21 protein-coding genes are annotated in these 21,188 nt (G+C 70.1%); 7 read left to right on the top strand and 14 right to left on the bottom strand.

The features are described 5' to 3' along the window. Nucleotides 1-87: 87 nt before the first annotated feature. Nucleotides 88-2,820 (bottom strand): AfsR/SARP family transcriptional regulator, encoded by a 2,733-nt coding sequence (locus QSK31_RS06870; protein ID WP_285682056.1) that lies wholly within the window; start codon nucleotides 2,818-2,820, stop codon nucleotides 88-90. 293 nt (nucleotides 2,821-3,113) lie between these two features. Continuing rightward, nucleotides 3,114-3,854, bottom strand: a complete 741-nt coding sequence (locus QSK31_RS06865) for an SGNH/GDSL hydrolase family protein (protein WP_285682021.1) — start codon at nucleotides 3,852-3,854, stop codon at nucleotides 3,114-3,116. Nucleotides 3,855-3,966: 112 nt separating this feature from the next. On the opposite strand from QSK31_RS06865, the gene QSK31_RS06860 reads away from it, so the two are divergent. From QSK31_RS06860 to QSK31_RS06850, 3 genes are read left to right on the top strand one after another with little or no spacing between them, the layout of a single operon-like run. Further along, nucleotides 3,967-4,641 (top strand): response regulator, encoded by a 675-nt coding sequence (locus tag QSK31_RS06860; protein ID WP_285682020.1) that lies wholly within the window; start codon nucleotides 3,967-3,969, stop codon nucleotides 4,639-4,641. Continuing rightward, the gene (locus QSK31_RS06855) at nucleotides 4,635-6,038 is read left to right on the top strand and encodes an ATP-binding protein (protein WP_285682018.1); all 1,404 of its coding nucleotides are present in this window, start codon (nucleotides 4,635-4,637) and stop codon (nucleotides 6,036-6,038) included. The genes QSK31_RS06860 and QSK31_RS06855 overlap by 7 nt, the downstream gene beginning before the upstream one ends. Beyond that, nucleotides 6,035-6,508, top strand: coding sequence for a hypothetical protein (locus QSK31_RS06850; protein ID WP_285682016.1), 474 nt, complete (start codon nucleotides 6,035-6,037; stop codon nucleotides 6,506-6,508). The genes QSK31_RS06855 and QSK31_RS06850 overlap by 4 nt, the downstream gene beginning before the upstream one ends. Here QSK31_RS06850 and QSK31_RS06845 read toward each other — a convergent pair whose 3' ends face one another. The 3 genes from QSK31_RS06845 to QSK31_RS06835 form a co-directional block, all read right to left on the bottom strand. Next, complete coding sequence (locus QSK31_RS06845; protein WP_285682015.1) at nucleotides 6,509-7,693, bottom strand: acyltransferase family protein; 1,185 nt, start codon at nucleotides 7,691-7,693, stop codon at nucleotides 6,509-6,511. A 183-nt stretch (nucleotides 7,694-7,876) separates the two neighbouring features. After that, complete coding sequence (locus tag QSK31_RS06840) at nucleotides 7,877-8,188, bottom strand: zinc-binding dehydrogenase (RefSeq protein ID WP_285682013.1); 312 nt, start codon at nucleotides 8,186-8,188, stop codon at nucleotides 7,877-7,879. Beyond that, nucleotides 8,185-8,844 (bottom strand): quinone oxidoreductase family protein, encoded by a 660-nt coding sequence (locus QSK31_RS06835; protein WP_285682011.1) that lies wholly within the window; start codon nucleotides 8,842-8,844, stop codon nucleotides 8,185-8,187. Before QSK31_RS06835 ends, QSK31_RS06840 begins: the two co-directional genes overlap by 4 nt. A 133-nt stretch (nucleotides 8,845-8,977) precedes the next feature. Between QSK31_RS06835 and QSK31_RS06830 the strand changes: the two genes are divergently transcribed. Next, nucleotides 8,978-9,919, top strand: a complete 942-nt coding sequence (locus QSK31_RS06830; protein ID WP_285682009.1) for a helix-turn-helix transcriptional regulator — start codon at nucleotides 8,978-8,980, stop codon at nucleotides 9,917-9,919. 194 nt (nucleotides 9,920-10,113) lie between these two features. On the opposite strand, the gene QSK31_RS06825 is transcribed toward QSK31_RS06830, so the two are convergent. Genes QSK31_RS06825 through QSK31_RS06785 form a run of 9 tightly spaced genes read right to left on the bottom strand, consistent with a single transcriptional unit; the run spans nucleotide 10,114 to nucleotide 18,554 of the window. Beyond that, the gene (locus QSK31_RS06825; protein ID WP_285682007.1) at nucleotides 10,114-10,740 is read right to left on the bottom strand and encodes a nuclear transport factor 2 family protein; all 627 of its coding nucleotides are present in this window, start codon (nucleotides 10,738-10,740) and stop codon (nucleotides 10,114-10,116) included. 13 nt (nucleotides 10,741-10,753) lie between these two features. Further along, complete coding sequence (locus QSK31_RS06820) at nucleotides 10,754-12,181, bottom strand: aldehyde dehydrogenase family protein (RefSeq protein ID WP_285682006.1); 1,428 nt, start codon at nucleotides 12,179-12,181, stop codon at nucleotides 10,754-10,756. After that, nucleotides 12,171-12,860: a 3-oxoacid CoA-transferase subunit B gene (locus QSK31_RS06815; protein ID WP_285682005.1), complete on the bottom strand. Its 690-nt coding sequence runs from the start codon at nucleotides 12,858-12,860 to the stop codon at nucleotides 12,171-12,173. Before QSK31_RS06815 ends, QSK31_RS06820 begins: the two co-directional genes overlap by 11 nt. Continuing rightward, entirely contained in the window at nucleotides 12,857-13,519 is a 663-nt protein-coding gene (locus tag QSK31_RS06810; protein ID WP_285682003.1) for a 3-oxoacid CoA-transferase subunit A, read from the bottom strand. The genes QSK31_RS06815 and QSK31_RS06810 overlap by 4 nt, the downstream gene beginning before the upstream one ends. Continuing rightward, a complete protein-coding gene (locus tag QSK31_RS06805; protein WP_285682001.1) occupies nucleotides 13,516-14,709 on the bottom strand; it encodes a thiolase family protein in 1,194 nt (397 codons plus the stop codon). Before QSK31_RS06805 ends, QSK31_RS06810 begins: the two co-directional genes overlap by 4 nt. Beyond that, a complete protein-coding gene (locus QSK31_RS06800; RefSeq protein ID WP_285682000.1) occupies nucleotides 14,706-15,677 on the bottom strand; it encodes an LLM class flavin-dependent oxidoreductase in 972 nt (323 codons plus the stop codon). The genes QSK31_RS06805 and QSK31_RS06800 overlap by 4 nt, the downstream gene beginning before the upstream one ends. Beyond that, entirely contained in the window at nucleotides 15,678-16,706 is a 1,029-nt protein-coding gene (locus tag QSK31_RS06795) for an ABC transporter substrate-binding protein (RefSeq protein ID WP_285682054.1), read from the bottom strand. It lies immediately after the preceding gene. A gap of 57 nt (nucleotides 16,707-16,763) precedes the next feature. After that, entirely contained in the window at nucleotides 16,764-17,627 is an 864-nt protein-coding gene (locus QSK31_RS06790) for a cupin domain-containing protein (RefSeq protein ID WP_285681999.1), read from the bottom strand. A gap of 36 nt (nucleotides 17,628-17,663) precedes the next feature. Next, nucleotides 17,664-18,554 carry a DUF6282 family protein gene (locus tag QSK31_RS06785; protein WP_285681998.1) on the bottom strand — a complete coding sequence of 297 codons (891 nt, stop codon included), beginning with the start codon at nucleotides 18,552-18,554 and terminating at the stop codon, nucleotides 17,664-17,666. Nucleotides 18,555-18,752: 198 nt separating this feature from the next. On the opposite strand from QSK31_RS06785, the gene QSK31_RS06780 reads away from it, so the two are divergent. Genes QSK31_RS06780 through QSK31_RS06770 form a run of 3 tightly spaced genes read left to right on the top strand, consistent with a single transcriptional unit; the run spans nucleotide 18,753 to nucleotide 21,188 of the window. Beyond that, a complete protein-coding gene (locus tag QSK31_RS06780) occupies nucleotides 18,753-19,532 on the top strand; it encodes an IclR family transcriptional regulator (RefSeq protein WP_285681997.1) in 780 nt (259 codons plus the stop codon). A gap of 13 nt (nucleotides 19,533-19,545) precedes the next feature. Continuing rightward, nucleotides 19,546-20,343, top strand: a complete 798-nt coding sequence (locus tag QSK31_RS06775) for an ABC transporter ATP-binding protein (protein WP_285681996.1) — start codon at nucleotides 19,546-19,548, stop codon at nucleotides 20,341-20,343. Nucleotides 20,344-20,351: 8 nt separating this feature from the next. After that, a complete protein-coding gene (locus QSK31_RS06770) occupies nucleotides 20,352-21,188 on the top strand; it encodes an ABC transporter permease (protein WP_285681995.1) in 837 nt (278 codons plus the stop codon).

The following is a 21,188-nucleotide window of genomic DNA, read 5'->3' as shown; positions in this document are numbered from 1 at the left end:
GATGCGCACATCCGGCACACGACCGCCGGATCGTGCCCGACGCCTCTACACACCCGCCATACAAGTTCGTATGGCCCCGCGCCGGCCTCAGGACCCCACGAGCGGAGGGTGGTCGAGCCGGCGGAGTTTGGCCCGCACGGCCTCGCCGTCGGGGTGCCTGAGCTGGTCGAGGATCTCACCGGCCTCGTGCCATGCCGCCCGCGCGGCTCGGCGGTCACCGGTGTCGTGCTGGGCGTCGCCGAGATGCGTCAGCACGTCGGCCAGGCAGTACCGGTCGTGGGTCTCGCGAAACAGGGCAACCGCGTACTCGAAGCAGGTCACCGCTTGGGCGTGGTCACCGAGGTGACCGTGGATATAACCGAGGCTGTCCCAGGCGTACGCCTCACCGGTGCGGTGGCCCAGTGCCTGAAGCTTTTCGAGCGCTTCCAGACAGTGGGCCAAGGCCTGCCGGTGGCGGCCCAGAAGTGCGCTGTACCAGCCGACGGCGTTGAGGCTGTTGGCCTCGCCGGCTCGATGGCCGGTTTCCCGGAACAGTGCGAGGGCAGATTCCGAGTGGCGAAGCGCCTCGAGGTGGTCACTCTGCCGGCCGTGCACCCAGGCGACGTTCCGGTGCGTGTGCGCCTGACCGACGTGATCGCCCGCACGCTCGTACAGGTCGAGCGCGGCCTGGTAGTGCGCAGGCGCCTCGTCCAGGTGGCCCACGCTGGCGTACGCGAGACCGAGTCCGCGATGGGCGTGGGCCTCGGCGACCGGATCGGCGAGCCGTCGCGCCGTCCGCAGGGCCGCGCGATGCACCGCCACCAAGTCCTGCCAGTAACCGTTCCGGTCCAGGTAGTTCGTCAGAGTCCCGGCCAGTTGCCCGGCGTGGAGGTCGCCACCGGTGGCGGCCGCCAGCTCGACAGTGTCCAGAAGGTTGTTGTGTTCGGCTTTGAACCATGAGAGCGCCTGCTCCGGAGCATCGAGGCGTTCCGGCGTGACGCCCTCGGGCGCCGGCGCCGGCGAGGCTGCGTCCCGATGCGGATTCAGCAGCAGCGCCGCGGCGTGCGCCGTGTGCAGGTAGTGGCCGACCAGCCTGCGTTCGGCGGCCGGTCGCAGGTGCCGGCGGTGCGGGTCGCCGGCCAGCTCCCGCGCGTACGCCCGCAGGAGATCGTGACAGGTGTACCTGCCGGGTGCGTGCTCGGTGAGCAGATTGGCGCCGGACAGTTCCCGGAGCAGCCCGCGCACGGCGGCAGCGGAGAGGCCGGCGAGGCTGGTGATGGCCGGTGCACCGATGTCGGTGCCGGGATGGAGACCGAGCAGGGCGAACAGCTCGGCCGCCGCGGGGCTCAGCGCACGGTACGACCAAAGGAAGACCCTGCGTAGATCGGTGGCGGCGTCGTCACCGGTCAGCGCGGTCAGGGCGCCGGCGGATGAGCGCAACTGGTCGGCCAGGGTGGTCAGGGAAAGGCCGGGGTGGGCGCAGGCATAGGCGGCGGCGATGGCCAGCGCGAGTGGCAACCGCGCGCAGAACTCGACGATCTCGTCGGCGGCCAGCGGTTCTTCCAGCACCCGGTGTTCCCCGATCCGGGCGGCGAGCAGCCTCCGTGCCTCTCCGGCGTCGGGCAGATCCACGGGCATGATCTGGGCCGCTTCGGTGGCCGCCAGGCCGATCAGCCGGTCTCTGCTCGTGATGACCGCCAGCGATGCGGACGTACCGGGCATCAGGGGGCGCACCTGTTCGGCGTCCCGGGCGTTGTCCAGCAGCAGGAGCACGCGCTTGCCCGCCAAGGTGCTCCGGTACAAGCCCACTTGCCCCTCCGCGGTGGCGGGAATCCGGTGGGGCGGCACACCGAGGGCCTCGAGCAGGACCCGGATCGCTTCGACCGATGTCAGCGGCGGCCCGGACGGGTCGAAGCCGCGGAGGTTGAGGAACAACTGCCCGTCGGGGAATTGATCGGCCACGTGGTGCGCCCAGCGCACCGCCAGCGTGGTCTTGCCCACCCCGGCGGTGCCGGTGATCGCCATGGCCGTGGCGGTCGGCCGGTCACCATGCCCGGCGGCAACGGCGCCCAGCCGACGCAGATGCGCCGCGCGACCGGTGAAAGCGGAGATGTCCGCGGGCAGCTGGCGTGGCGTCGGCGACGGGGTGCCGGTCGCACCGGTCAGCGGCACCTCCAGGTCGGCGGCGAGGCGCTGATGAAGCTCCTCAAGCGCCCGTCCGGGCCGCACGTCCAGCTCTTGACGCAGCAGCCGGCTGCACCGCTGGTAGGCGTCCAGCGCCTCCGCCCGCCGGCCACTGCGGTACAGCGCGAGCATCAGCTGTCCCCACAGTCGCTCCCGCAGCGGATGGCGTGTGGTCGATGTCAGCAGCTCCGTGACGAGTTCGACGTGGGCGCCGAGCCCCAATCGGGCGTCGAAGGCGTCCTCCATCGCGGCGAGGCGTAGTTCCTCCAACCGGCCGGCCTCCAGCCGGATCGCCTCCGGCAGCGCAAGCCCGTCCAGCACCCCACCACGCCACAGGGCCAACGCTCGCAGCAGCGCGTCGGCGGCTGCCGCGAACCGGCCCTCCGCGTGGTGCCGCTGTCCGTCGGCCGCCAGGCGCTCGAAGACGGCGGCGTCCAGTTCGTCCGGTTCCACCGTCAGGAGATAGCCGCCGCGGGTCGTGACGATCCGCTGCTGTCCGGACAACGCGGTGCTGTGCAGCATGCGCCGAAGATCCGCGACGTACGACTGGAGGTTGGCCGTCGCCGATGCGGGCGGCCCCTGCGGCCACAGCAAGTCGATGAGCGCATCGGGTGACGCCGGCGTGTTCGGCCGCAGGAGAAGCACCGCCAGAAGCATTCGTGGCTTCCGCCGGACGGAAGGCACCACGAAGCCTGACTCGTCGCGAACCTCCAGCGGGCCGAGCACCCGAAAATCCACCAGACACACCCGCCGACTTCAAAGGACACGAGACACAGTCGATAGTCCCAGCTCCGGTCCACCCGCCGCCACGCCACGGCGGTCGAGCGCGGCTGGGACACCGGCATGACCGGCCGTGCCCCGGCGGCGAGAAGCGGTCGGGTCGGAGAGCAGCACATTCAGGGCGCCACACGCGGCGCGCCGGATCACCGGACCGCCGAGGACCGCCTCTGTCAGCAGCCGATGAAGCGTCTGTCGCCTGACCAGCCGGAGTTGGCCCAGGTCGCCGGGTCGGGCGGCCGGAAACCGGGGTAGAGCTCGGCGAGTTCGCGGAGCAACCAGCTGGTGAAGCGCGCGGCGCCTTGCGGGCAGGTGTGGATCCCGTCGGAGCTGCGGTCCGCTACTCCGTTCCGGGTCCGCTGGTAGGTGGTGCCCCAGACTTCGGCTGCGTCGAGCACGACGGTGCCGGCGCCGACCGCCCGGGCGGCGTCGGCGGCGTTGGTGAGGTCGTCCATGTGCGGCTCGTAGAAGTCGTCCGGTTTGATCGGGGGCATGGTGACGAAGACCAGCCGGGCTCCCGCCTGGGCCACGGTCGTGGCCAGTCGCTCGTAGGCGGCTTCCTGTTCCTGCTCGCTGCCCCAGTCGTAGGTGGTGATCTGATAGATCACCGTGCTGGGCCGGGCGTCGGCGAGGCGGTCCGGGAGCGTCTGCCACAGTTGTTCGGAGACGGGGCCGACCACGGTGCCGCCGCCGTCGGAGGCCATCGAGTGGAACTCGACCCCGGCGGCGCCGAGCGCCACGTTCATGGGGAGCGCCTGCCCGGCGGCCACGGAGTCGCCGAGCAGGATCACTCGGGTCGGTCCGGCGGGCGGGGCGGCGGGCGGCGCGCCCGGTCGGCCGTCTCCGCCCGAGCAGCCCGCCGCCGCCGCGAGCAGCGCCGCCAGTCCGAGCATGAGCCTGTCGCGTCTGATCATGGGTTCGAGCGTGCCGAGCACGTGTCCCGGCCAAGCCGGAATGATGTCGCAGGTGTGTCGCAGAGGCGGCCGGGATCGGTGCGCGCCGGCAGGTCGGCGGCATACTGCGTGGATGGCATCGGTGCTGCTCATCGAGGATGATCCGCTGGTGCGGCGGGGGCTGCGGCTCGCGTTGAGCCGGCACGGTCACGACCTGCGTACGGCCGCCTCGGGCGAGGCGGGGCTGGACGAGTTCCGGTCCGCGCCACCGGATCTGGTGGTGCTCGACCTGATGCTGCCGGGCATGGACGGCATCGAGGTGTGCCGGCGGATCCGGTCCGCCGGCGAGGTGCCGGTGATCATGCTCACGGCGCGTGGTGATGACTTCCACGTGGTCGATGGTCTGGAGGCGGGCGCGGACGACTATGTGATCAAGCCGGTGCAGCCGACGGTTCTGGACGCGCGGATCCGGGCGGTGCTGCGGCGCAGCGTCGGCGCGCCGGACGGCACCAAGCTGTTCCGGGAGCTGGTGATCGACACCGTGGGACTGGCCGTCTCGGTGGGCGGCCGGCCGGTGGCGCTGACCCCGACCGAGCTGCGGCTGCTGCTGACCATCTCCCGGGCCCCGGGCCGGGTGTTCAGCCGGCAGCAGCTGCTCAGCGAGGTCTGGGAGCAGGACTTCCTCGGCGACTCCCGGCTGGTCGACAACTGTGTGCAACGGCTCCGGGCCAAGATCGAGACAGACCCGGCGGCGCCGGTCTACGTGCAGACCGTACGCGGCTTCGGTTACCGATTCGGGCCGTGGTGAGGGCGCGCGGGCTGCGGATGCGGCTGGTCGTCGCCTTCGCGCTGGTGGCGGCCCTCAGCGTGGCGGTGACGGCCTGGGTCAGCGCCCAGTCGGCCCGTGCTGCCCTGGTCGCCTCCGCCGAGCAACAACTGGTCCGCGGCGTCGCCGAGCAGATCGGCGCGACCGCACCCACCCTCGCCTATCCCCCGGCTCAGGACAGCCTCGACCGGCTGCGGTCCGCGGTCGGGGCGAACACGGTGGTCGTCTACCGCTCGCTACGCTCCTCGGCCGGCGACGGGCCCGACCTGGTCACCGCCGAGCTGCGCGGCGCCGTCGCCGCCCGGGAACGGCTGGTGACCCAGCGGATCGTCGCCGGTGACCGGCCGTGGCTGCTGATCGGCACCCCGGTGATGATCACCGCGCCGGACGGCGCGCGTTCCGCCTCCGGGATCCAGGTGTACGCGGCCCGCGACCTCACCGCCGTCGACCGCCAGGTCGACGGCCTCGTGCGCTCCACCCTGGGCACCGCGGCGCTGGCGCTGGCTCTCGCGGTCCTGCTGGCCCTGCTGGCCGCGGGCAGCGTCCTGCGTCCGGTGGCCAAGCTCCGCGACACCGCGCGCCGGCTGGCCGACGGCGACCTCGGCGCCCGGACGCCGCCGCGAGGCGCCGACGAACTGGCCGAGCTGACCGTCACCGTCAACGAGATGGCCGCATCGGTACAGACATCGATGGCCACGATGCATCGGATGCAGACCGAGGCCCGGCGGTTCGCCGCGGACGTCTCCCACGAGCTGCGTACGCCGCTGAGCACGCTCACCGCGGTGGTCGAGGTCCTCGATGACGCCGCCGGCGCGATGGACGCCGACGCCCGCGAGTCCGTGACGCTGGCCATCATGGAGACGAACCGGCTGGTGGCGCTGGTCGAGGACCTGATGGAGGTGTCCCGGTTCGACGCCGGCACCGCCGGTCTCCGGCTGGAGGTGATCGATCTGCCAGCCGTGGTCCACGGCACGCTACGCGCCCGGGGCTGGCTGGACCGGGTGACCGTGTCGGCGCCGGACCGGCTCGAGGCGCGACTGGACCCCCGCCGGCTCGACGTCATCGTCGCCAACCTGGTCGGCAACGCCCTGCGGCACGGCGCTCCGCCGGTGCGGCTGAGTGTCTCCGCCACGGCCGCACAGGTGCTGATCGAGGTCACCGACAGCGGCCCAGGGCTGCACCCGGAGGCACTGCGGCACGTCTTCGACCGCTTCTGGAAGGCGGACGCCGCACGGACGCGTACCCCAGGAAGTGGTCTTGGTCTGGCCCTGGCCCGCGAGAACGCGCGCCTGCACGGAGGCGACCTGACCGCCGGGAACACCGGCACCACGGGAGCCCGGTTCGTGGCGACGCTGCCGACCGGATCGGAACAGAGATGAGACGGCCCGGATGGATCATCGCGGTGCTGCTGCTCGCGGGGTGCGGCATCGAACCGACCGGCGTGACCGACGGCGGCGACGCCCCGACCGGCGTGGCGCCCGGCATGACGCTGTACTTCGTCGACGGCACGGGTGCGCTGGTGGCGCAGCAGCACGACACCGACCGCCTCGGCACGATCTCCGACGCGTTGTCGCTGCTGCTGGCCAGCTCCGGAACCCCGCAGCGGCGCACCGAGATCGCGGACGTGGGCGTGACCCGGGTCGGCGTCATCGTCGCCGGTGACGTCATCGAGCTGCGGGTGCCGCTGGCCGGCCGTGACGTGACCGCGCGGGGCATCGACCAGATCGTGTGCACCGCGATCGCCGCCCATGTGCAGAGCGGAGGATCCCTGCACAGCACCGTCCGGATCATCTTCACCGTGGCCGAGCCCGGCGCGGATCGCGCCCGCACATGCCCGGTGATCGGCTGATCAGCCGAGTTCGGTGACGTCGATGGCCGGCGCCGGCGGTGCGGGCAACGCCGTCCAGAGCAGCAGCAGCGTGGCCGCCGACGCGACGACCGCCAGCACACCCCGCCGCCCCCGCGCCCATCCGGCACGGAACCGGATCGGGTCCTCGACCAGATACTTCGACAGCGTCGCCAGAACGGCCGACACCACGCAGACGAGGACGGTCCAAGCCCAGCCGCCGAGCCCGGTCCGCTGCGGAGACAGGAACAGGATCACCGGCCAGTGCCACAGGTACAGGCTGTAGGAGAGCTGTCCGAGCCACCGCAGCGGCCACACCGCGAGGATCCGCGCGATCACCGACGACGGCCGGCAGCCGCAGAGCCCGATCAACGCCGCGGACGCCAGCGAATGCGCGAGGAGCCCGCCGGTGAACAGCCACGCCGAACTCGCACCGTCGGCCAGCACCCAGATCGTGCCGATCCCGGCGACCACCAAAAGCCCACCCGCCTCCGCCCACCGCCCGGCCATCACCCGGCCCAGCCAGGACCGCACCGGCGCGGTGGCGACGAAGGCGCCCAGCAGCAACGAGAACGCCCGGGTATCGGTGCCGGTGTAGACCCGGCTCGGATCCGCCGGATCGACCAGCACGGCCATCAGCGTCGCCGACACCCCCGACAGCAGCAGAGCGACCACCGCGACCCAACCATCCGCGTGCCGCCCCCGACGCGCGATGAGCAGTACGACCACCGGCCACGCCAGATAGAACTGCTCCTCGACCGCGATACTCCACAGGTGTTCGAACACCCGGGCGGCACCGAACCGGTCCCAATACCCGGCCGAGTCGGCGAGCAGATGCCAGTTGATCAGGTTCGCCAGCACCCACGGCCCGTCGGCGAACGTCGAGCGCACCAGATCGTCCGGCAACAGCGCCCACACCAGCACACTGACACACCCGAGCACGAGCGCGAGCGCGGGCAGCAACCGGCGGATTCGCCGGACCCAGAAGGATCTCAGGGACACACCGCCGGTCGATCGGACCTCGCGCAGCAGCAGACCGGTGATCAGGTATCCGGAAAGCGCGAAGAAAAGGTCGACCCCGAGGAACCCACCGGCGAGGTTCCCGGTGTGGAACATCAGGACACCGGCGATGGCCGCACCCCGCAGACCATCCAGCGCGGCCACATCGGGCGTGTGCACATTCACCATGCCCCGACCGTCCGGCATCCGCGTCGAGACCCGGTCCGATCGACGTCTTGATTGTGTCGCAGCCGTCTCGCCCGGCCCAGGTCTGCTGCAAGTCCCGGTCTGTCGTCGTGATCCCGACGGTAGCTGCGGAATGTTCCCGTGGTCGTCCGCGCGAGCGACTCGTCCCGTTCGCCGCTGATGCGCTCACTGATCGGTGGAGCCGATGTCCGCGATCTTCACCACCTGCCTGCCCAAGGCGCCGCCCTTGTCGAAGGCGCGGTGCGCCGAGGCGATGTCGTCCAGCGAGTACACGCCGTCGATCACCGGAACCACGGCTCCGGACGCGACCTGCTCGGCGAGCTCGGTGAGCTGGGCGGTCCGGGGATCGGCGCTGAAGGTACGGATGCGGCGGGAACCGTAGACGGCGGACGCGGCGATAGCGGCGATGGCAGGGCCGGACAGACCCACGGTGACCATCCGGCCGCCTGCGGTGAGCCGGCGGCGATAGCGAGTCACTCAGTCCCGACGGTGTCGACGATGACATCGAATGAACCGATCCTGTCCGGCGTCGTCTCCCGGTAGTCCAGGACGCGTTCGGCGCCCAGGCTGGTGAGCGCTACGGCGTGCCCGCTCCGGGCCAGAGCGGTCACCCGGCCGCCGAACGCGTGTGCGAGTTGGACGGCGGCCGTGCCGACGCCGCCTGCCGCGCCACGGATCAACACGCTTTCGCCCGCTCTCAGGCCGGTGGCGCGGCGGAGCGCGGCCAAGGCGGTGATCCCGGGAACGATCAGCGCCGCGGCCTGCACCGCTGACAACCCGGCGGGTACGGGCGCGACACGGTCCGCCGGGACGACGACGAACTCGGCGGCGCCGGCGACCGAGTGTTTCGCCCTCGGATGCACGGTGCCCCACACCGGCTCGCCGGTCCGGACGCCCTCGACGCCCGAACCGACCGCGGCGACAGAGCCGGCGAAGTCCAGACCGACACCGATCGGAAACCGGCGACCCGAGACGATCTTCATGGCCCCCGAGCGGATCAGCGCGTCATGCCCGTTCACGCTGGACGCCGCGACAGCGACCAAGACCTGACCTGGTCCCGGCTCGGGCCGCTCGACCTCGACCACCGAGCACACGTCCGGGGCTCCGTACGAAAAGATCTGGGCGGCCTTCATGATTCTGGTCCTCTCGGTCGTCAACGTCTGCCGCACCGACCTTGCAGGGCCGCACCGCGATCATGGTCGACCGGTCTTTCCTGGGACAACCGGACCCACCTTGCGACCGGCGCCCGGACGCATACTGGGCGGCATGGACGACGACCCCCGCCGCGAGCTCGCGGAGTTCCTGAAGGCCAGGCGGACCCGGATACGACCGCAGGACGTCGGACTGGAGCCAGGACCGCGCCGGCGGGTTCCGGGACTGCGGCGTGAGGAGATCGCCCTGCTGGCCGGAGTCAGCTCCGACTACTACCAGCGGATGGAGCAGGGCCGCGACGTGCGGCCGTCCGGGCAGGTCCTCGACGCCCTCGCACGGGCCTTGGCCTTCTCCGCGGAAGAAAGCCGGCACCTGCATACCCTCGCCGCCGCCGCGCGCACGCCCGTTCGCCGCCGCCGGCCGCGCGTACCCGAGGTGGTTCCGCCCACCACGCTGCGGCTGCTGCGCACGATGACCGCACCGGCGATGGTGGTGGGCCAGCACCTCGACCTGCTCGCCTGGAACCCGCTGGCCGGTGCCCTGCTGGGCGAGCTCACCGCACTACCACGGCCGGCCCGGAACATGTTGTGGCTACTACTGCAGCCCGGCGCCGACCTGACCTGTCCCGACCGTGCGGCCACCGTCGGCGAACTGACCGCGATGCTGCGCACCGCGGTGGCTGCCGACCCCAGCCATCCACAAGCCCTGGAACTGGTCGGTGAGCTCGCGGTGCACAGCGCCGAATTCCGTACGCTCTGGGGCCGTCACGACATCGAGGAGACCACCCGCGGCCGGATGCGCGTCGTGCACCCGCTCGTCGGCGATCTCGCCCTGGACTGGGACGCCTACCGGCTACCCGGCGTGTCACCCGGACCGATGATCGTCGCCTACACCGCCGAGGACGACAGCGCCGACAGTGAACGCCTCCAGCTGCTCGCCCGGCTGGTCGACACGTCCTCGCCGGCAGCACTGCCCGTCGGGCTGTCTGACTCCCCACCGAACAACAAACCCCGCAGAGCGGGACATCACTGCATCAGTGACCGCTCGAGCACATGATTGGGCTGGCCGCCGTCCTCGTGTGCGAAGCATGCCCTGATCGCCCACGCCGGGCTGATGAGCGGGACGGCGTGGGCGGTCAGGAACATCGGACCTGTGGTGTTGTCTCGAACTGGTGCCGAGGCAGGTGTAGCCCAGCGCCAGGGAACGAGGAGGAACGCGCAGGCGTACCCCAGCGGGTTTCCCGGTCGGCGCTAACCCGTGCCCGCGAGCCAGGCGGTCTCGCCCTGGTGGAACGCGTCGAGTTCGGCCGGCCGGTCGTCGCCGAGCAGATCCTGACTCACCGTCACGCCGCGGGTCGACTGGATCCAGGTGAGGAACCGGTAGGACGGCCGAAGCCCAGCGAGCTGAGCCACGTCCACCGGGAGCGTCTCACCCGCGTGGACGGGGCGCAGCTCGTCGCGCTCCAGCAGGACCTCGAAGCTCATCAGCCTCCACCGTCCTTCGTCCCGGACGACACGTGAGAAGAACCGGCAGTAGGCGTGGAAGTCGACCTCCACTCCCTCTGCCGTGGTCCGGTTGAAGATCTTCGCCGGGCTCTCGACGGTCGCCCGGTCGCCCTCGACCCGCGCGTAGGCGGGAAAGACCCAGTGCTTGCTGTTCCCGGTCCGCCCCATCCACGTCTTCGTCGCCTCGACGTACGCCTCGCCGCCGCGTCCGTCGTACCATGTGGTCCGGACGTACGCGTCGTCGTGGAAGCAGTCACGCATCACGTCGAAGAGTCGCTGGTCGCGGGCGAAACGTTCCCGCCTCACCAGGTCGAAGAGCTCCTCGCGGTCCAGGAGGACTGCCAGCCGCTCGCTGTGGTCAGGGTTCACCATGTCGTCCTCTCGTTCACCGCGGATAGCCGAGGACGGCCTTCACCTCGAGGTACTCCTCGAAGCCGAACCGCCCGAACTCTCGTCCGTTCCCGGACTGCTTGTAGCCGCCGAACGGCAGGCTGCGGTCGAACGGAGCGCCGTTGAGGTAGACGCGGCCCGCGCGGATGCGGTTGGCGACCCTGCGGGCGCGGTCGGGGTCCTTCGACTGTACGAAGCCGGCCAGCCCGAACGGCGTGTCGTTCGCGATCTCGACGGCCTCGTCCTCGGTCTCGTAGAGCAGGATCGAGAGCACCGGGCCGAAGATCTCCTCGCGCGCGATCCGCATCTGCGGCGTGACGTCGCCGAACACGGTCGGGCGGACGTAGAACCCCTCGTCGAGCCCGTCGGGGCGCCCCGGGCCGCCGGCCACGAGCGTCGCACCCTCGTCGATCCCCGACTGCACGAGCGCGGTGATCTTCTCCAGCTGAGCCTGGCTCACCACGGGCCCCATCGTGGTCGCCGGATCGAGCGGTTCCCCGAGACGGACCTGCTCGACCGCCCGTCGCGCTGCGGCGTACGCCTCGTCGCGCTGCGAGCGGTGCACGAGCATCCGGGTGGGCGACTGACAGTTCTGGCCGCCGTTGGTGAAGCACGAGTGCACCCCGGCGACGACCGCGGACTCCAGGTCCGCGTCGGGCAGGATGATGTTGGCCGACTTGCCACCGAGCTCGAGCGCGACGCGCTTCACCGTGTCGGCCGCGAGCTTGGCGACCCTGATGCCGGCACCGGTCGAGCCGGTGAGCGAGACCATGTCGATGCCGGGGTGCGCCGCGATGGCCTCACCGACCGTGGGACCGTCACCGTTGACGAGGTTGAACACGCCGGGCGGCAGCCCGGCGTCGTGGATGACCTCGGCGAGCACCATGGCGCTGAGCGGCGCGATCTCGCTCGGCTTGAGCACCACGGTGCATCCCGTGGCAAGTGCCGGGGCCACCTTGGACGCGACCTGGTTCAGCGGCCAGTTCCACGGCGTGATGAGACCGCAGACGCCGATCGGCTCACGCCGCACGATCCCGGCTCCCATCTCCTCCTCGAAGCAGTAGTCCGCGAGCACGCGGGCCGCCTCCTCGAAGTGGAACAGCGCCACCGTGGCCTGGCGTTCCGTCGAGAACGTGATCGGCGACCCCATCTCGCGCGTCATCGTCCGGGCGATCTCGGGCAGCCGAGCCCGGAAGCCGGAGATGATCCGCCCGAGGTACTCCAGCCGTTGCTCGACGCTGACCTGCGAGTACGCGACGAAGGCCGCGCGCGCCGCCGTCACCGCGCGGTCGACGTCCTCGGCCGTCCCGAGGCTGATCGTCGCGAACGTCTCCTCGGTCGCGGGGTCGAGGACGCCCAAGGTCCGGGGCGCGGCCGGATCGACCCACGCACCTCCGATGTAGAACTGGCTCTCAGTGGACATGGCGCTCCCCAACCTCCAGCGGGACGTCGACGCGCGAGCAGAGCTCGGAGAACGAGATCCCCCACGTCTCCCGGACGACGACCTGATTCCCGGTGATCTCGAACGTGGCGACGTCGGTATAGATCCGGTCCACGCACCGCAGAGCGGTGAGCGGATAGGTGCATTCCTTGACGAGCTTCGGCTCGCCGGTCCTGGTGAACAGCGACATCATCACGAAGACCTGCTTGGCGCCCACGGCGAGGTCCATCGCCCCGCCGACCGCCGGGATCGCATCGGGCTCGCCGGTGTGCCAGTTGGCGAGATCCCCCGATGCCGAGACCTGGTACGCGCCGAGCACGCACAGGTCGAGGTGGCCGCCTCGCATCATGGCGAACGAGTCGGCGTGGTGGAAGTAGGAAGCGCCGGGCAGCTCGGTCACCGGGAACTTGCCGGCATTGATCAGGTCGGGATCGATCGCGCCGCCCGTCGCCGCCGGCCCCATGCCGAGCATGCCGTTCTCGGTGTGGAGGATGACCCCGGACTCCGGGGGGAGGTGGTCGGCGACGGTCGTGGGCTGACCTATGCCCAGGTTGACGTACGCCCCTGGGGGAATGTCGCCCGCGAGCACCCGGGCCATCTCGTCCCGTCCGAGCGGGCCGCGGTCGGTGTGCTCGACGATGCTCGGAGACACCACGCTCATGACGGCACCCGCACGATCCGGTCGACGTAGATGCCTGGGGTGACCACGGCTTCAGGATCCAGCGCTCCCGGCTCGACGACGTGCCGCACCTGCACGACGGTGGTCGCCGCGGCCGTCGCCATGACGGGAGCGAAGTTGCGTGCCGTCTTGCGGTAGACGAGGTTCCCGAGGGTGTCCGCGGTGTGGGCGCTGATGAGCGCGACGTCGGCGGCGATGGGCAGCTCGAGGACGTACGTCCGGCCGTCGATCTCGCGGGTCTCCTTTCCCTCCGCAAGGAGGGTCCCGACTCCGGTGCGGGTGTAGAACCCGCCGATCCCGGCTCCGGCGGCGCGCATGCGCTCGGCCAGGTTCCCCTGCGGCGCGACCTCGAGCTCGATCTTCCCGCCGCGGTACAGCTCGTCGAAGACCCAGGAGTCCGTCTGCCGGGGGAACGAGCACACGATCTTGCTCACCTGCCCGGCGGCGAGCAGCGCCGCGAGCCCGGTGTCCGCGTTGCCCGCGTTGTTCGACACGACGGTGAGGTTTCGCGCTCCCTGCCGGATCAACGCGTCGATCAGGTCGAACGGCATGCCGGCCGTGCCGAAGCCGCCGACCAGCACCGTCGAGCCGTCGGCGATGCCGCTGACCGCTTCGTCGGCAGAGGTGCAGAGCAGCGTCATGCGACGTTCTCGAGCACGACTGCCAGGCCTTGACCGACACCGATGCAGATGGCTGCCACGCCCCATCGTTCACCGGACTCCACGAGCCGCGCCGCGAGGGTCCCGAGAATGCGCCCGCCCGAGGCGCCCAGGGGGTGCCCGATGGCGATCGCCCCGCCCTTGGCGTTGACGAGTTCGGCGTGCCGCAGCCCGAGCTCGAGCCAGGCGTCGACACAGGCGATCGACTGAACGGCGAACGCCTCGTTCAGCTCGACGGCGCCGACGTCGGGCCAGGTGATGCCCGCCCGCTCGAGCGCGTCGTTGGCGGCCTCGACCGGGGCGTAGCCGAACTGCTGCGGCTCCAGCGCCGCCCAGCCGCGACCGGCGATCCGCGCGACCGGGTCTCGACCGATGGTCGCGGCCGCCCTCGCCGAGCCCAGCAAGACCGCGCTCGCGCCGTCGTTCAACGGTGAGCAGTTGCCGGCGGTGATCGTCCCGTCGGGCCGGAACGCCGGCTTCAGCCCAGCCAGCGCCACGAGCGAGGTGTCGGCTCGGATGCTCTCGTCCTGGGCCAGGTCGGTGCCGGGGACGGGCACCACGAGGTCGTCGTAGAAGCCCTTCTCCCACGCCTCCGCCGCGAGGCGGTGTGAGCGAGCGCCGAACTCGTCCTGCCGCTCGCGCGAGATCGAGAACTTCTCCCGCAGCTGCTCGTTGCACTCGCCCAGCGAGGCCGTCCACTCGGCGGGCATCCGCTCGTTCACCAGACGCCAGCCCAGCGTCGTGGAGACGGCGGTGACGTCCCCTGCCGGGAACCGGCGCGACGGCTTCGGCAGGACCCACGGCGCCCGCGTCATCGACTCCACGCCTCCGGCGATCGCGATCTCCGCGTCGTCGACCTCGATCATGCGTGAGGCCATCATGGCGGCGTCCAGCGACGAGCCGCAGAGCCGGTTCACCGTGGTGGCGGTCACCGAGACGGGCATGCCCGCCAGCAGCACGGCCATCCGGCCGACGTTGCGATTGTCCTCGCCGGCGCCGTTGGCGTTGCCCCAGAACACGTCGTCGACCCGGCCGGGGTCCAGGCCCGGCGAGCGGTCGAGAAGTCCCTTCAGCGCGGTCGCGGCCAGATCGTCGGTCCTCGTGTCGGCCAGGGCTCCGTTGAACCGGCCGAACGGGGTCCGGACCGCCGCGTACACGAATGAACTGCTCATCGGGTCGTCTCCGCTGTCGTCGTAGGAGAAGTTGCGTCGGAAGTCGTCGTGCCGTGCCAGTTCGGAAGGACGTGCCGCCCGACGAGGTCGAGCGTGTGGCGCGCGACCTCCGGCGGCGTGCCGAACGGGGCGACCCGAAGCTGGACGGACGTGACCCCCGCCCTGGCGTACCGGTCGATCGTGGTGTCGATCTCGTCGGGCGTGCCCACCATCGGGAGCTCGAGCTCAGCCGGGCCGCCCGCACCCAGCCATGAGCCCCGCGCGGTGTAGTAGTCGGTCGCGGCCTTCAGGTGGCGCGCGGCGAGCTCGCGGGCAGTGGCGGCATCCTCGTGGACGACGCAGAACCTGGTGGTGGCGACCACTCCCCCGCTCCCGCCGCGACACGACCAGTAGGCAGTCGACTGCTTGAACAACAGGTCGTCGCAGTAGTTGGTCGCGCCGTAGAATCCGTCGGCGAGCGTCGCGGCCCGACGGGCCGAGGCCGGCACCTTGCCACCCACCAAGATCTGCGGCCCGCCGCGCTGCAGCGGTGGTGGGATCGCCACCTCGGCGGACCAGGCGGCGCGCAGCAGCTTCAGCGTGGCGTCGAAGGCCGCGCCGGCCGGACCTGACGCGGGCAGCCCGACACGTTGGGCGACCTCCGGGCTGCCGAGCCCGAGGCCGAGGGTGAGCTTCCCGCCGCACAGCTGGTCGAGCAGCGCGGCCTCGTAGGCCAGCTTCCGCGGACTGTACGCGCGCAGGAGCAGCACCGCCGATCCCAGCGCCAGGGACGTCCGTCCGGCCAGATGTCCCAGGATCACCAGGGCGGACGGGAGGTGGAACGGCTGAGAGGCCGCGTGATAGCTCTCCCCCACCCACGCGGAGTCGAAACCGTGCCGCTCCGCGCGGGCGAGCATCGTGACCGTGCGATCCACCTGTGGGCGTACCGGCTCCTGGGAGCTCAGGTCGAGCGCGACCCCGAGCCGCATTCAGCGGGCGCTCTCTGCTCGCTTGGTGACGTCGTCGTAGGAGAAGTTGTTGACCGCCTCGAACATCTGGTCGGTGTAGACATCCTTCGGCGGGAACTTCTTGATCAGTCCGGCCGAGGCCATGAAGTCGAGCGAACGGGTGAACGCGGCCTCGTCGATCCGGCCCAGAGCCTTGTCGTCGAAGCCCTGCCCGTCCAGGCGGACCTGGAGGACCTTGATCCCGTCGGCCAGCGCCTTCTCCTCCGGGTCGGACCCGCGGGTCTCCGGGTGGAGCTTCCACAGGTCGCGGATCGCGGCCTCGGGGTTGGCCTTGGCGAAGACGAACGCCTTCGCCACCGCACGACCGAATCGTTCCAGGACGTCCTTCTTGGCGTCGAGGTTCTTCCGGGTCGTCGCGAAGCCGCCGCCCCACGCGTCCGCCGTCTCCTTGACCGGAAGCGGCGTCAGGGTGACGCCGGCGTTCTTGACGGCCTGATACTGGATGTCCCAGAGCGCCAGCGCATCGACCTGGCCGCTCTTGATGGCGTTGATCTGCTGAGCGCCGGCACCGATCGGCACCAGGGTGGCATCGTTCTCGCTCATCCCGTTGAGCTTCATCGCGGTCCGGGCGAACGTCGCGCCGGAGCTCGCGACCGCGGTGACGCCGATCTTCTTGCCCTTCAGATCGGCGATGCTCTTCACGGCCGAACCGTCCGGCACCTGCAGGCTGTAGATCCACTTCGGCCAGTAGGAGCTGAAGTAGGCCAGGTTCAGGTCCTTGTCATGCCCGATGGCCACGGGCTCGACCGTCATGAGGCCGAGGTCGGCCCCGCCGCCGGCGACCTGCTGCGCTGCCTGGGTGGCCGACGGGAACAGGTTGGTCGTGACCTTCAGACCCTCCTCCTCGTAGAAGCCCTCGGCCTCCACGACGGCCATGACCGCGAAGCCGGCGTTCCAGCTGGGGGACGCCATCGCGAACTTCACCGATGTCAGCCCGCCGGACTCGGCCGAGTCGCCGGATCCGCTGCCGGAACCGCACGCGCTCAGCATTACGGCCACACACAGGACGGCGGCTGCAACTCCTCTTGTCTTCACAATGGAACCCTCCTATAACGGGAGCGGGTAGGTGTCTTCGTTGAGCACTCGGCCCGGCGTTCGGGAGAAGTCCAGACGCGGCGGACAGAAGATGTCGATCAGTTGGTTGGTCCCCGAGCCCACGGCCTCGCTGGTGTGGATCATGGGCGGAGGGATCACGGCCACGGAAGGACTGCCGCACCGCAGATGCCGGTCCTCGCGCCACTCGCTGCGACGCTTCGACCAAGGGGTACGCAGGTGGTGGACGTACTCCCCCTCCACGGCTAGCGAGCACTGCTCGAAGTCGTCGTGGTCGTGCGGCGAGAGGCTGTCGGGATCACGCGGACCGATCCGGGGCGCCAGGAAGTTGACCATGAAGGTGCTGCACCGCACGATCTGGCCCGGCCGGACGGCGTCCTGCGTCACCTCCAGGTCGGCCAGCCGGTAGGGCCGGATGCGGTAACCCTCCGGCGGGTCCGGCCACGGCTCGAACGGCCTGACATTCGGGTGCGGCTCCGCGTACGAATCCCGGTTGCGCGCCTTGTCCAGCAGGTCGGTGGACCGGGAGCTGAACAGCCGCACGACGGTGCAGTCGCCGGCGCCGACGATCGCACTGCTGCCCGGCGGGACCATCACCACCGCCTTGCCCGAAACCGGCGCGACCTCCCCCGACGCACGGACCTCGACGCTGCACTGCTCGTAGGGGAGGATCACGACGTACTCGTCCGGCTGATCATCCCGCTCCAGCACATCGCCGGCGACCAGCGTCGTGTGGGCGAGCACGAAGTTGTGTCCGCGGAAGTACCACGTCGACGATCCGCCAGGGGTCGTCTCGTCGGGATCGCCCGCACCGAGGTCGGAGAACTCCACGTCGGGCGGGGTGGCCAGGGTGGTCATCGCCTGTCCTTTCGGGTCAGCGGCAAGATGGAAGGTTCAGTCGTCCAGGCCGAGCAGGAAGGCCGGGTTGTCGCAGAAGATCTGCCGCAGCGACCTCTCGTCCAGGCCGAGGTCCAACAGCGCGGTCGCGACGCGGATGTAGGAGTCCACCGGCAGCGGCCGATCCTTCTGACCGAGGTCGGAGGCGATCACGGTGTGCTCCGGGCCGATCTTCTCGATCCAGTCCAGAAGGATCTGCGGGTCCCACTTCTTGGTCCCCTCGGGGTCGTAGAAGCCGGTCTCGTGCTCGATGAACGCTCCGTAGCCGACGAGCTCACGGCACTTCGCCTCGTCCGCGCCGATGACGTAGTCGGGATGGTTGAGCAGCATCCGGGTGACACCCTTGTCCTTGGCCGCGGCGAACAGCTGGGTGATCGACTCGGTCTCCATGTGACCGCCGGTCACCATCGCGCCGCTCTCCTTCACCAGGTCGAGCACCTCGTGGACCTGAGGGATGAGCTCACCGTCCTCCTGGTGGATGTCGACCCGGGACGACGGCACCTCGACGCTCGCCGTGGGGAAACCGACGCCCTCCGGATGGCAGTCGATGTGCCGACCGGCCGAGAACGTCGGAAACCACACGGCCCTGCCCCCCATGCGCAGTGACATGGCCACCGCTTGCGGGTTGATGCCGCCGACCATGCTGTTCAGGGTTACCCCGCCGAAGACCGGGGTGCTGATCTTCGCCAGCCGGTCGCTCATCGCGAGCAGGTCCATCACGGTGTTGTGGTGGTGGGATTTCACCAGCACGCCCCGCATGCCGAGCCGCTCGCCGTCCTTGCCGGCCTCGGCATGGTCGATGCGCCGGGGGAACGGGTTCGGGCCGGAATGGCAGTGCAGGTCAACGCAGCCGTTCAGCAGCTTGATGATGGCGGGCGTGTCAGTCATGAATTCTCCCGGCGTCGACGCTGTTCGCATCACAGACTGAGAGTTCGCTATCCGGTCTGTCAAGGGAGTGTTTCGGATGGCGCTTCCACGAAACCCGCAGGAAAACCTTGCAGTGAGATGTACGTGGTGCTTACCCTCCGTCCGTACTGCGAACTACATGCACGCTTTGTGGACAACCAACGGGACGGGTGAGAGCCAATGGCGGAGGGCCAGGTCGACAAGCAGGTGGCTGCTCGCGAGCAGGACATCCAGGCGGTGAACCGGACCGCGCAGATCCTCGGACTGTTCGGTCCGGAGACTCCGGAGCTCTCCGTCGCGGAGGCCACCCGCCGGCTCGGTCTGAAGCGGACCACGGTGCATCGCTACTTCAGCTCGATGATCAGCGCCGGCCTGCTCGAGCGCGTGGAGGACTCCGCACTCGTCCGTCCCGGACGATCGATCCTGCAGCTCGGCAGCTTCATGCTGGGACAGCAGCGCATCATGCAGATGGCGCCGGCCTACCTGCGCGAGCTCGCGCTCGAGATCAAGGTCAGCATCGTGCTGTCGCTGTGGGGCGCCTCCGGCCCGGTCGTCTCGCTGGTGGAGGAGGCCGACCATGCCACCCTGGTGACGGTGCGCGTGGGCTCGCAGCTCGCCCTGAACTCCTCGCAGGCCAAGGTCTTCCTGGCCTTCCTTCCCGACCAGTTCCACGCCGACCGGCTCACCGGCAGCCTCCCCGAGCCCCAGCGCACCGAGACTCGCAGTCGTATCGAGGCCATCCGACAGGCCGGCATGAGCAGCAACGTCAACCACCGCGGCATCTGCGTCCTCGCGGCGCCGGTGTTCGCGGCGACCGGGATCTGCGCCACGATCGCGGCCGTCGGCACCGAGCGGATGCTGCCGGAGGCGCTGGACTCCCGGGAGGCCATGGCGCTGAAGTCCGCCTGCAAGCGACTGACCAAGGAGATGGGCGGCACGTGGCCCGAGGCGACCGACTGATTGCAGGTGAGGAATGACCGACATGCCGACCAGCACCGACACCGACTGTGTGATCCGCCTGGACTCGCTGTCCATGCTCTACCCGACGAAGTCCGGCGGCACCGTCCAGGCCCTCGACGACGTATCCCTCAGCGTCCGAGCCGGTGAGTTCATCTCCATCGTCGGCCCCAGCGGCTGCGGCAAGAGCACGCTGCTGCGGATCATCATGGGTCTGTCCCGCCAGACCTCCGGACAGGTCACCTTCGGGCCGTCCGATGACACCCACCGCAACCAGCTCGGGATGGTCTTCCAGCAGCCACTGCTGCTGCCATGGCGCACCGTGCGGAAGAACCTGCTGACGTCGCCGGACCTTCACCACGCCCGGGACGCCGCGACCCACGCGAAGGCCGACGAGCTGCTGGTGATGCTCGGCCTGGAGGAGTTCGGCGACCGGTACCCCAACGAGCTGTCCGGCGGGATGCAGCAGCGGGTCGGGATCGGCCGCGCCCTGATGCACGACCCGCGCATCCTGCTCATGGACGAGCCGTTCGGCGCCCTCGACGCGATGACCCGCGACCAGATGGGACTGGACCTGCTGAAGATCTGGGACCAGGACCGCAAGACCGTGCTGTTCGTGACGCACAGCATCCCCGAGGCGGTGCTCCTCGCCGACCGCGTCGTGGTCATGACACCGCGACCCGGCCGGTTGGCGGACGTCGTCGAGGTCGCGCTCCCTCGACCGCGGCGGCTCGAGAACATCAACACGCCCGAGTTCGGCGAGATCGTCCTGAAGATCCGCAAGCTGCTCGACTCCGAGCACAGCGCCCACTAGGAGGTCTGATGTCCACCCAGACGCTGGAAGCGCCTGCGAACTCCGACACCTTGGTCCGAGGCCGGCGCCGACGAGTACCGGAGATCACCTACAGCGTGCTGGTGTTCATCGGGCTGTTGGTGGTCTGGCAGGTCGTCGTGACGATGTTCGACATTTCCAACATCCTCGTCCCCGCGCCCACGGCCGTCGCCGGCTCCCTGGTCGACGGCTTCCAGGACGGCAGCCTGCTGACCCACTCGGTCGTCACCCTGAAGGAGATCCTGGTCGGGTTCGGCATCGCGGTCGGCTCGGCACTGGTCGCCGCGGTGCTCATCACCCAGTTCCGAGCGGTGGAGCGCGTGCTCTTCCCGCTGCTCATCCTGACCCAGACCATCCCCAAGGTCGCCATGGCGCCTCTGCTGATCGTCTGGTTCGGCATCGGGATCAGCTCGAAGGTGCTGACCGTGGCCCTGATCGCGTTCTTCCCCCTCCTCATCAACGCCATCCTGGGATTCCGGTCCGCCGCCTACGAGCAGGTCGAGATGCTCCGGTCCTTCGGCGCGTCCCGGATGCAGGTCATGCGGCACCTGCAGATCCCGTCGGCGCTTCCGCACATCTTCGCGGGACTGGAGGTCGCCGTCATCCTGTCCGTGACCGGCGCCGTGGTCGCGGAGTTCGTGGGCAGTTCCGAAGGTCTGGGCTACCTCATCCAGGCGAGCAACTTCACCTTGGACGTGGCCCGGACCTTCGCGGTGATCGTCGTGCTGTCGGCCATCGGCATCGCACTGCACGCTGCCGTCGTACAGCTCGGCAAGTGGCTGGTCTTCTGGACCGCCACCCCCACCGACACCGCCGGCGAGGTCTGA

Source organism: Actinoplanes sp. NBRC 103695 (assembly GCF_030269485.1).
In the GTDB taxonomy this organism is placed as follows: domain Bacteria; phylum Actinomycetota; class Actinomycetes; order Mycobacteriales; family Micromonosporaceae; genus Actinoplanes.
This window is presented reverse-complemented; position numbering and strand designations above follow the sequence as displayed.

Coding starts and splice junctions, on each gene's coding strand:
- QSK31_RS06870 (WP_285682056.1), bottom strand. CDS start 2,820: ATGCTTCTGGCGGTGCTTCTCCTGCGGCCGAACACGCCGGCGTCACCC.
- QSK31_RS06865 (WP_285682021.1), bottom strand. CDS start 3,854: ATGATCAGACGCGACAGGCTCATGCTCGGACTGGCGGCGCTGCTCGCG.
- QSK31_RS06860 (WP_285682020.1), top strand. CDS start 3,967: ATGGCATCGGTGCTGCTCATCGAGGATGATCCGCTGGTGCGGCGGGGG.
- QSK31_RS06850 (WP_285682016.1), top strand. CDS start 6,035: ATGAGACGGCCCGGATGGATCATCGCGGTGCTGCTGCTCGCGGGGTGC.
- QSK31_RS06845 (WP_285682015.1), bottom strand. CDS start 7,693: ATGGTGAATGTGCACACGCCCGATGTGGCCGCGCTGGATGGTCTGCGG.
- QSK31_RS06835 (WP_285682011.1), bottom strand. CDS start 8,844: ATGAAGGCCGCCCAGATCTTTTCGTACGGAGCCCCGGACGTGTGCTCG.
- QSK31_RS06830 (WP_285682009.1), top strand. CDS start 8,978: ATGGACGACGACCCCCGCCGCGAGCTCGCGGAGTTCCTGAAGGCCAGG.
- QSK31_RS06825 (WP_285682007.1), bottom strand. CDS start 10,740: ATGGTGAACCCTGACCACAGCGAGCGGCTGGCAGTCCTCCTGGACCGC.
- QSK31_RS06820 (WP_285682006.1), bottom strand. CDS start 12,181: ATGTCCACTGAGAGCCAGTTCTACATCGGAGGTGCGTGGGTCGATCCG.
- QSK31_RS06815 (WP_285682005.1), bottom strand. CDS start 12,860: ATGAGCGTGGTGTCTCCGAGCATCGTCGAGCACACCGACCGCGGCCCG.
- QSK31_RS06810 (WP_285682003.1), bottom strand. CDS start 13,519: ATGACGCTGCTCTGCACCTCTGCCGACGAAGCGGTCAGCGGCATCGCC.
- QSK31_RS06805 (WP_285682001.1), bottom strand. CDS start 14,709: ATGAGCAGTTCATTCGTGTACGCGGCGGTCCGGACCCCGTTCGGCCGG.
- QSK31_RS06800 (WP_285682000.1), bottom strand. CDS start 15,677: ATGCGGCTCGGGGTCGCGCTCGACCTGAGCTCCCAGGAGCCGGTACGC.
- QSK31_RS06795 (WP_285682054.1), bottom strand. CDS start 16,706: ATGCTGAGCGCGTGCGGTTCCGGCAGCGGATCCGGCGACTCGGCCGAG.
- QSK31_RS06790 (WP_285681999.1), bottom strand. CDS start 17,627: ATGACCACCCTGGCCACCCCGCCCGACGTGGAGTTCTCCGACCTCGGT.
- QSK31_RS06785 (WP_285681998.1), bottom strand. CDS start 18,554: ATGACTGACACGCCCGCCATCATCAAGCTGCTGAACGGCTGCGTTGAC.
- QSK31_RS06780 (WP_285681997.1), top strand. CDS start 18,753: ATGGCGGAGGGCCAGGTCGACAAGCAGGTGGCTGCTCGCGAGCAGGAC.
- QSK31_RS06775 (WP_285681996.1), top strand. CDS start 19,546: ATGACCGACATGCCGACCAGCACCGACACCGACTGTGTGATCCGCCTG.
- QSK31_RS06770 (WP_285681995.1), top strand. CDS start 20,352: ATGTCCACCCAGACGCTGGAAGCGCCTGCGAACTCCGACACCTTGGTC.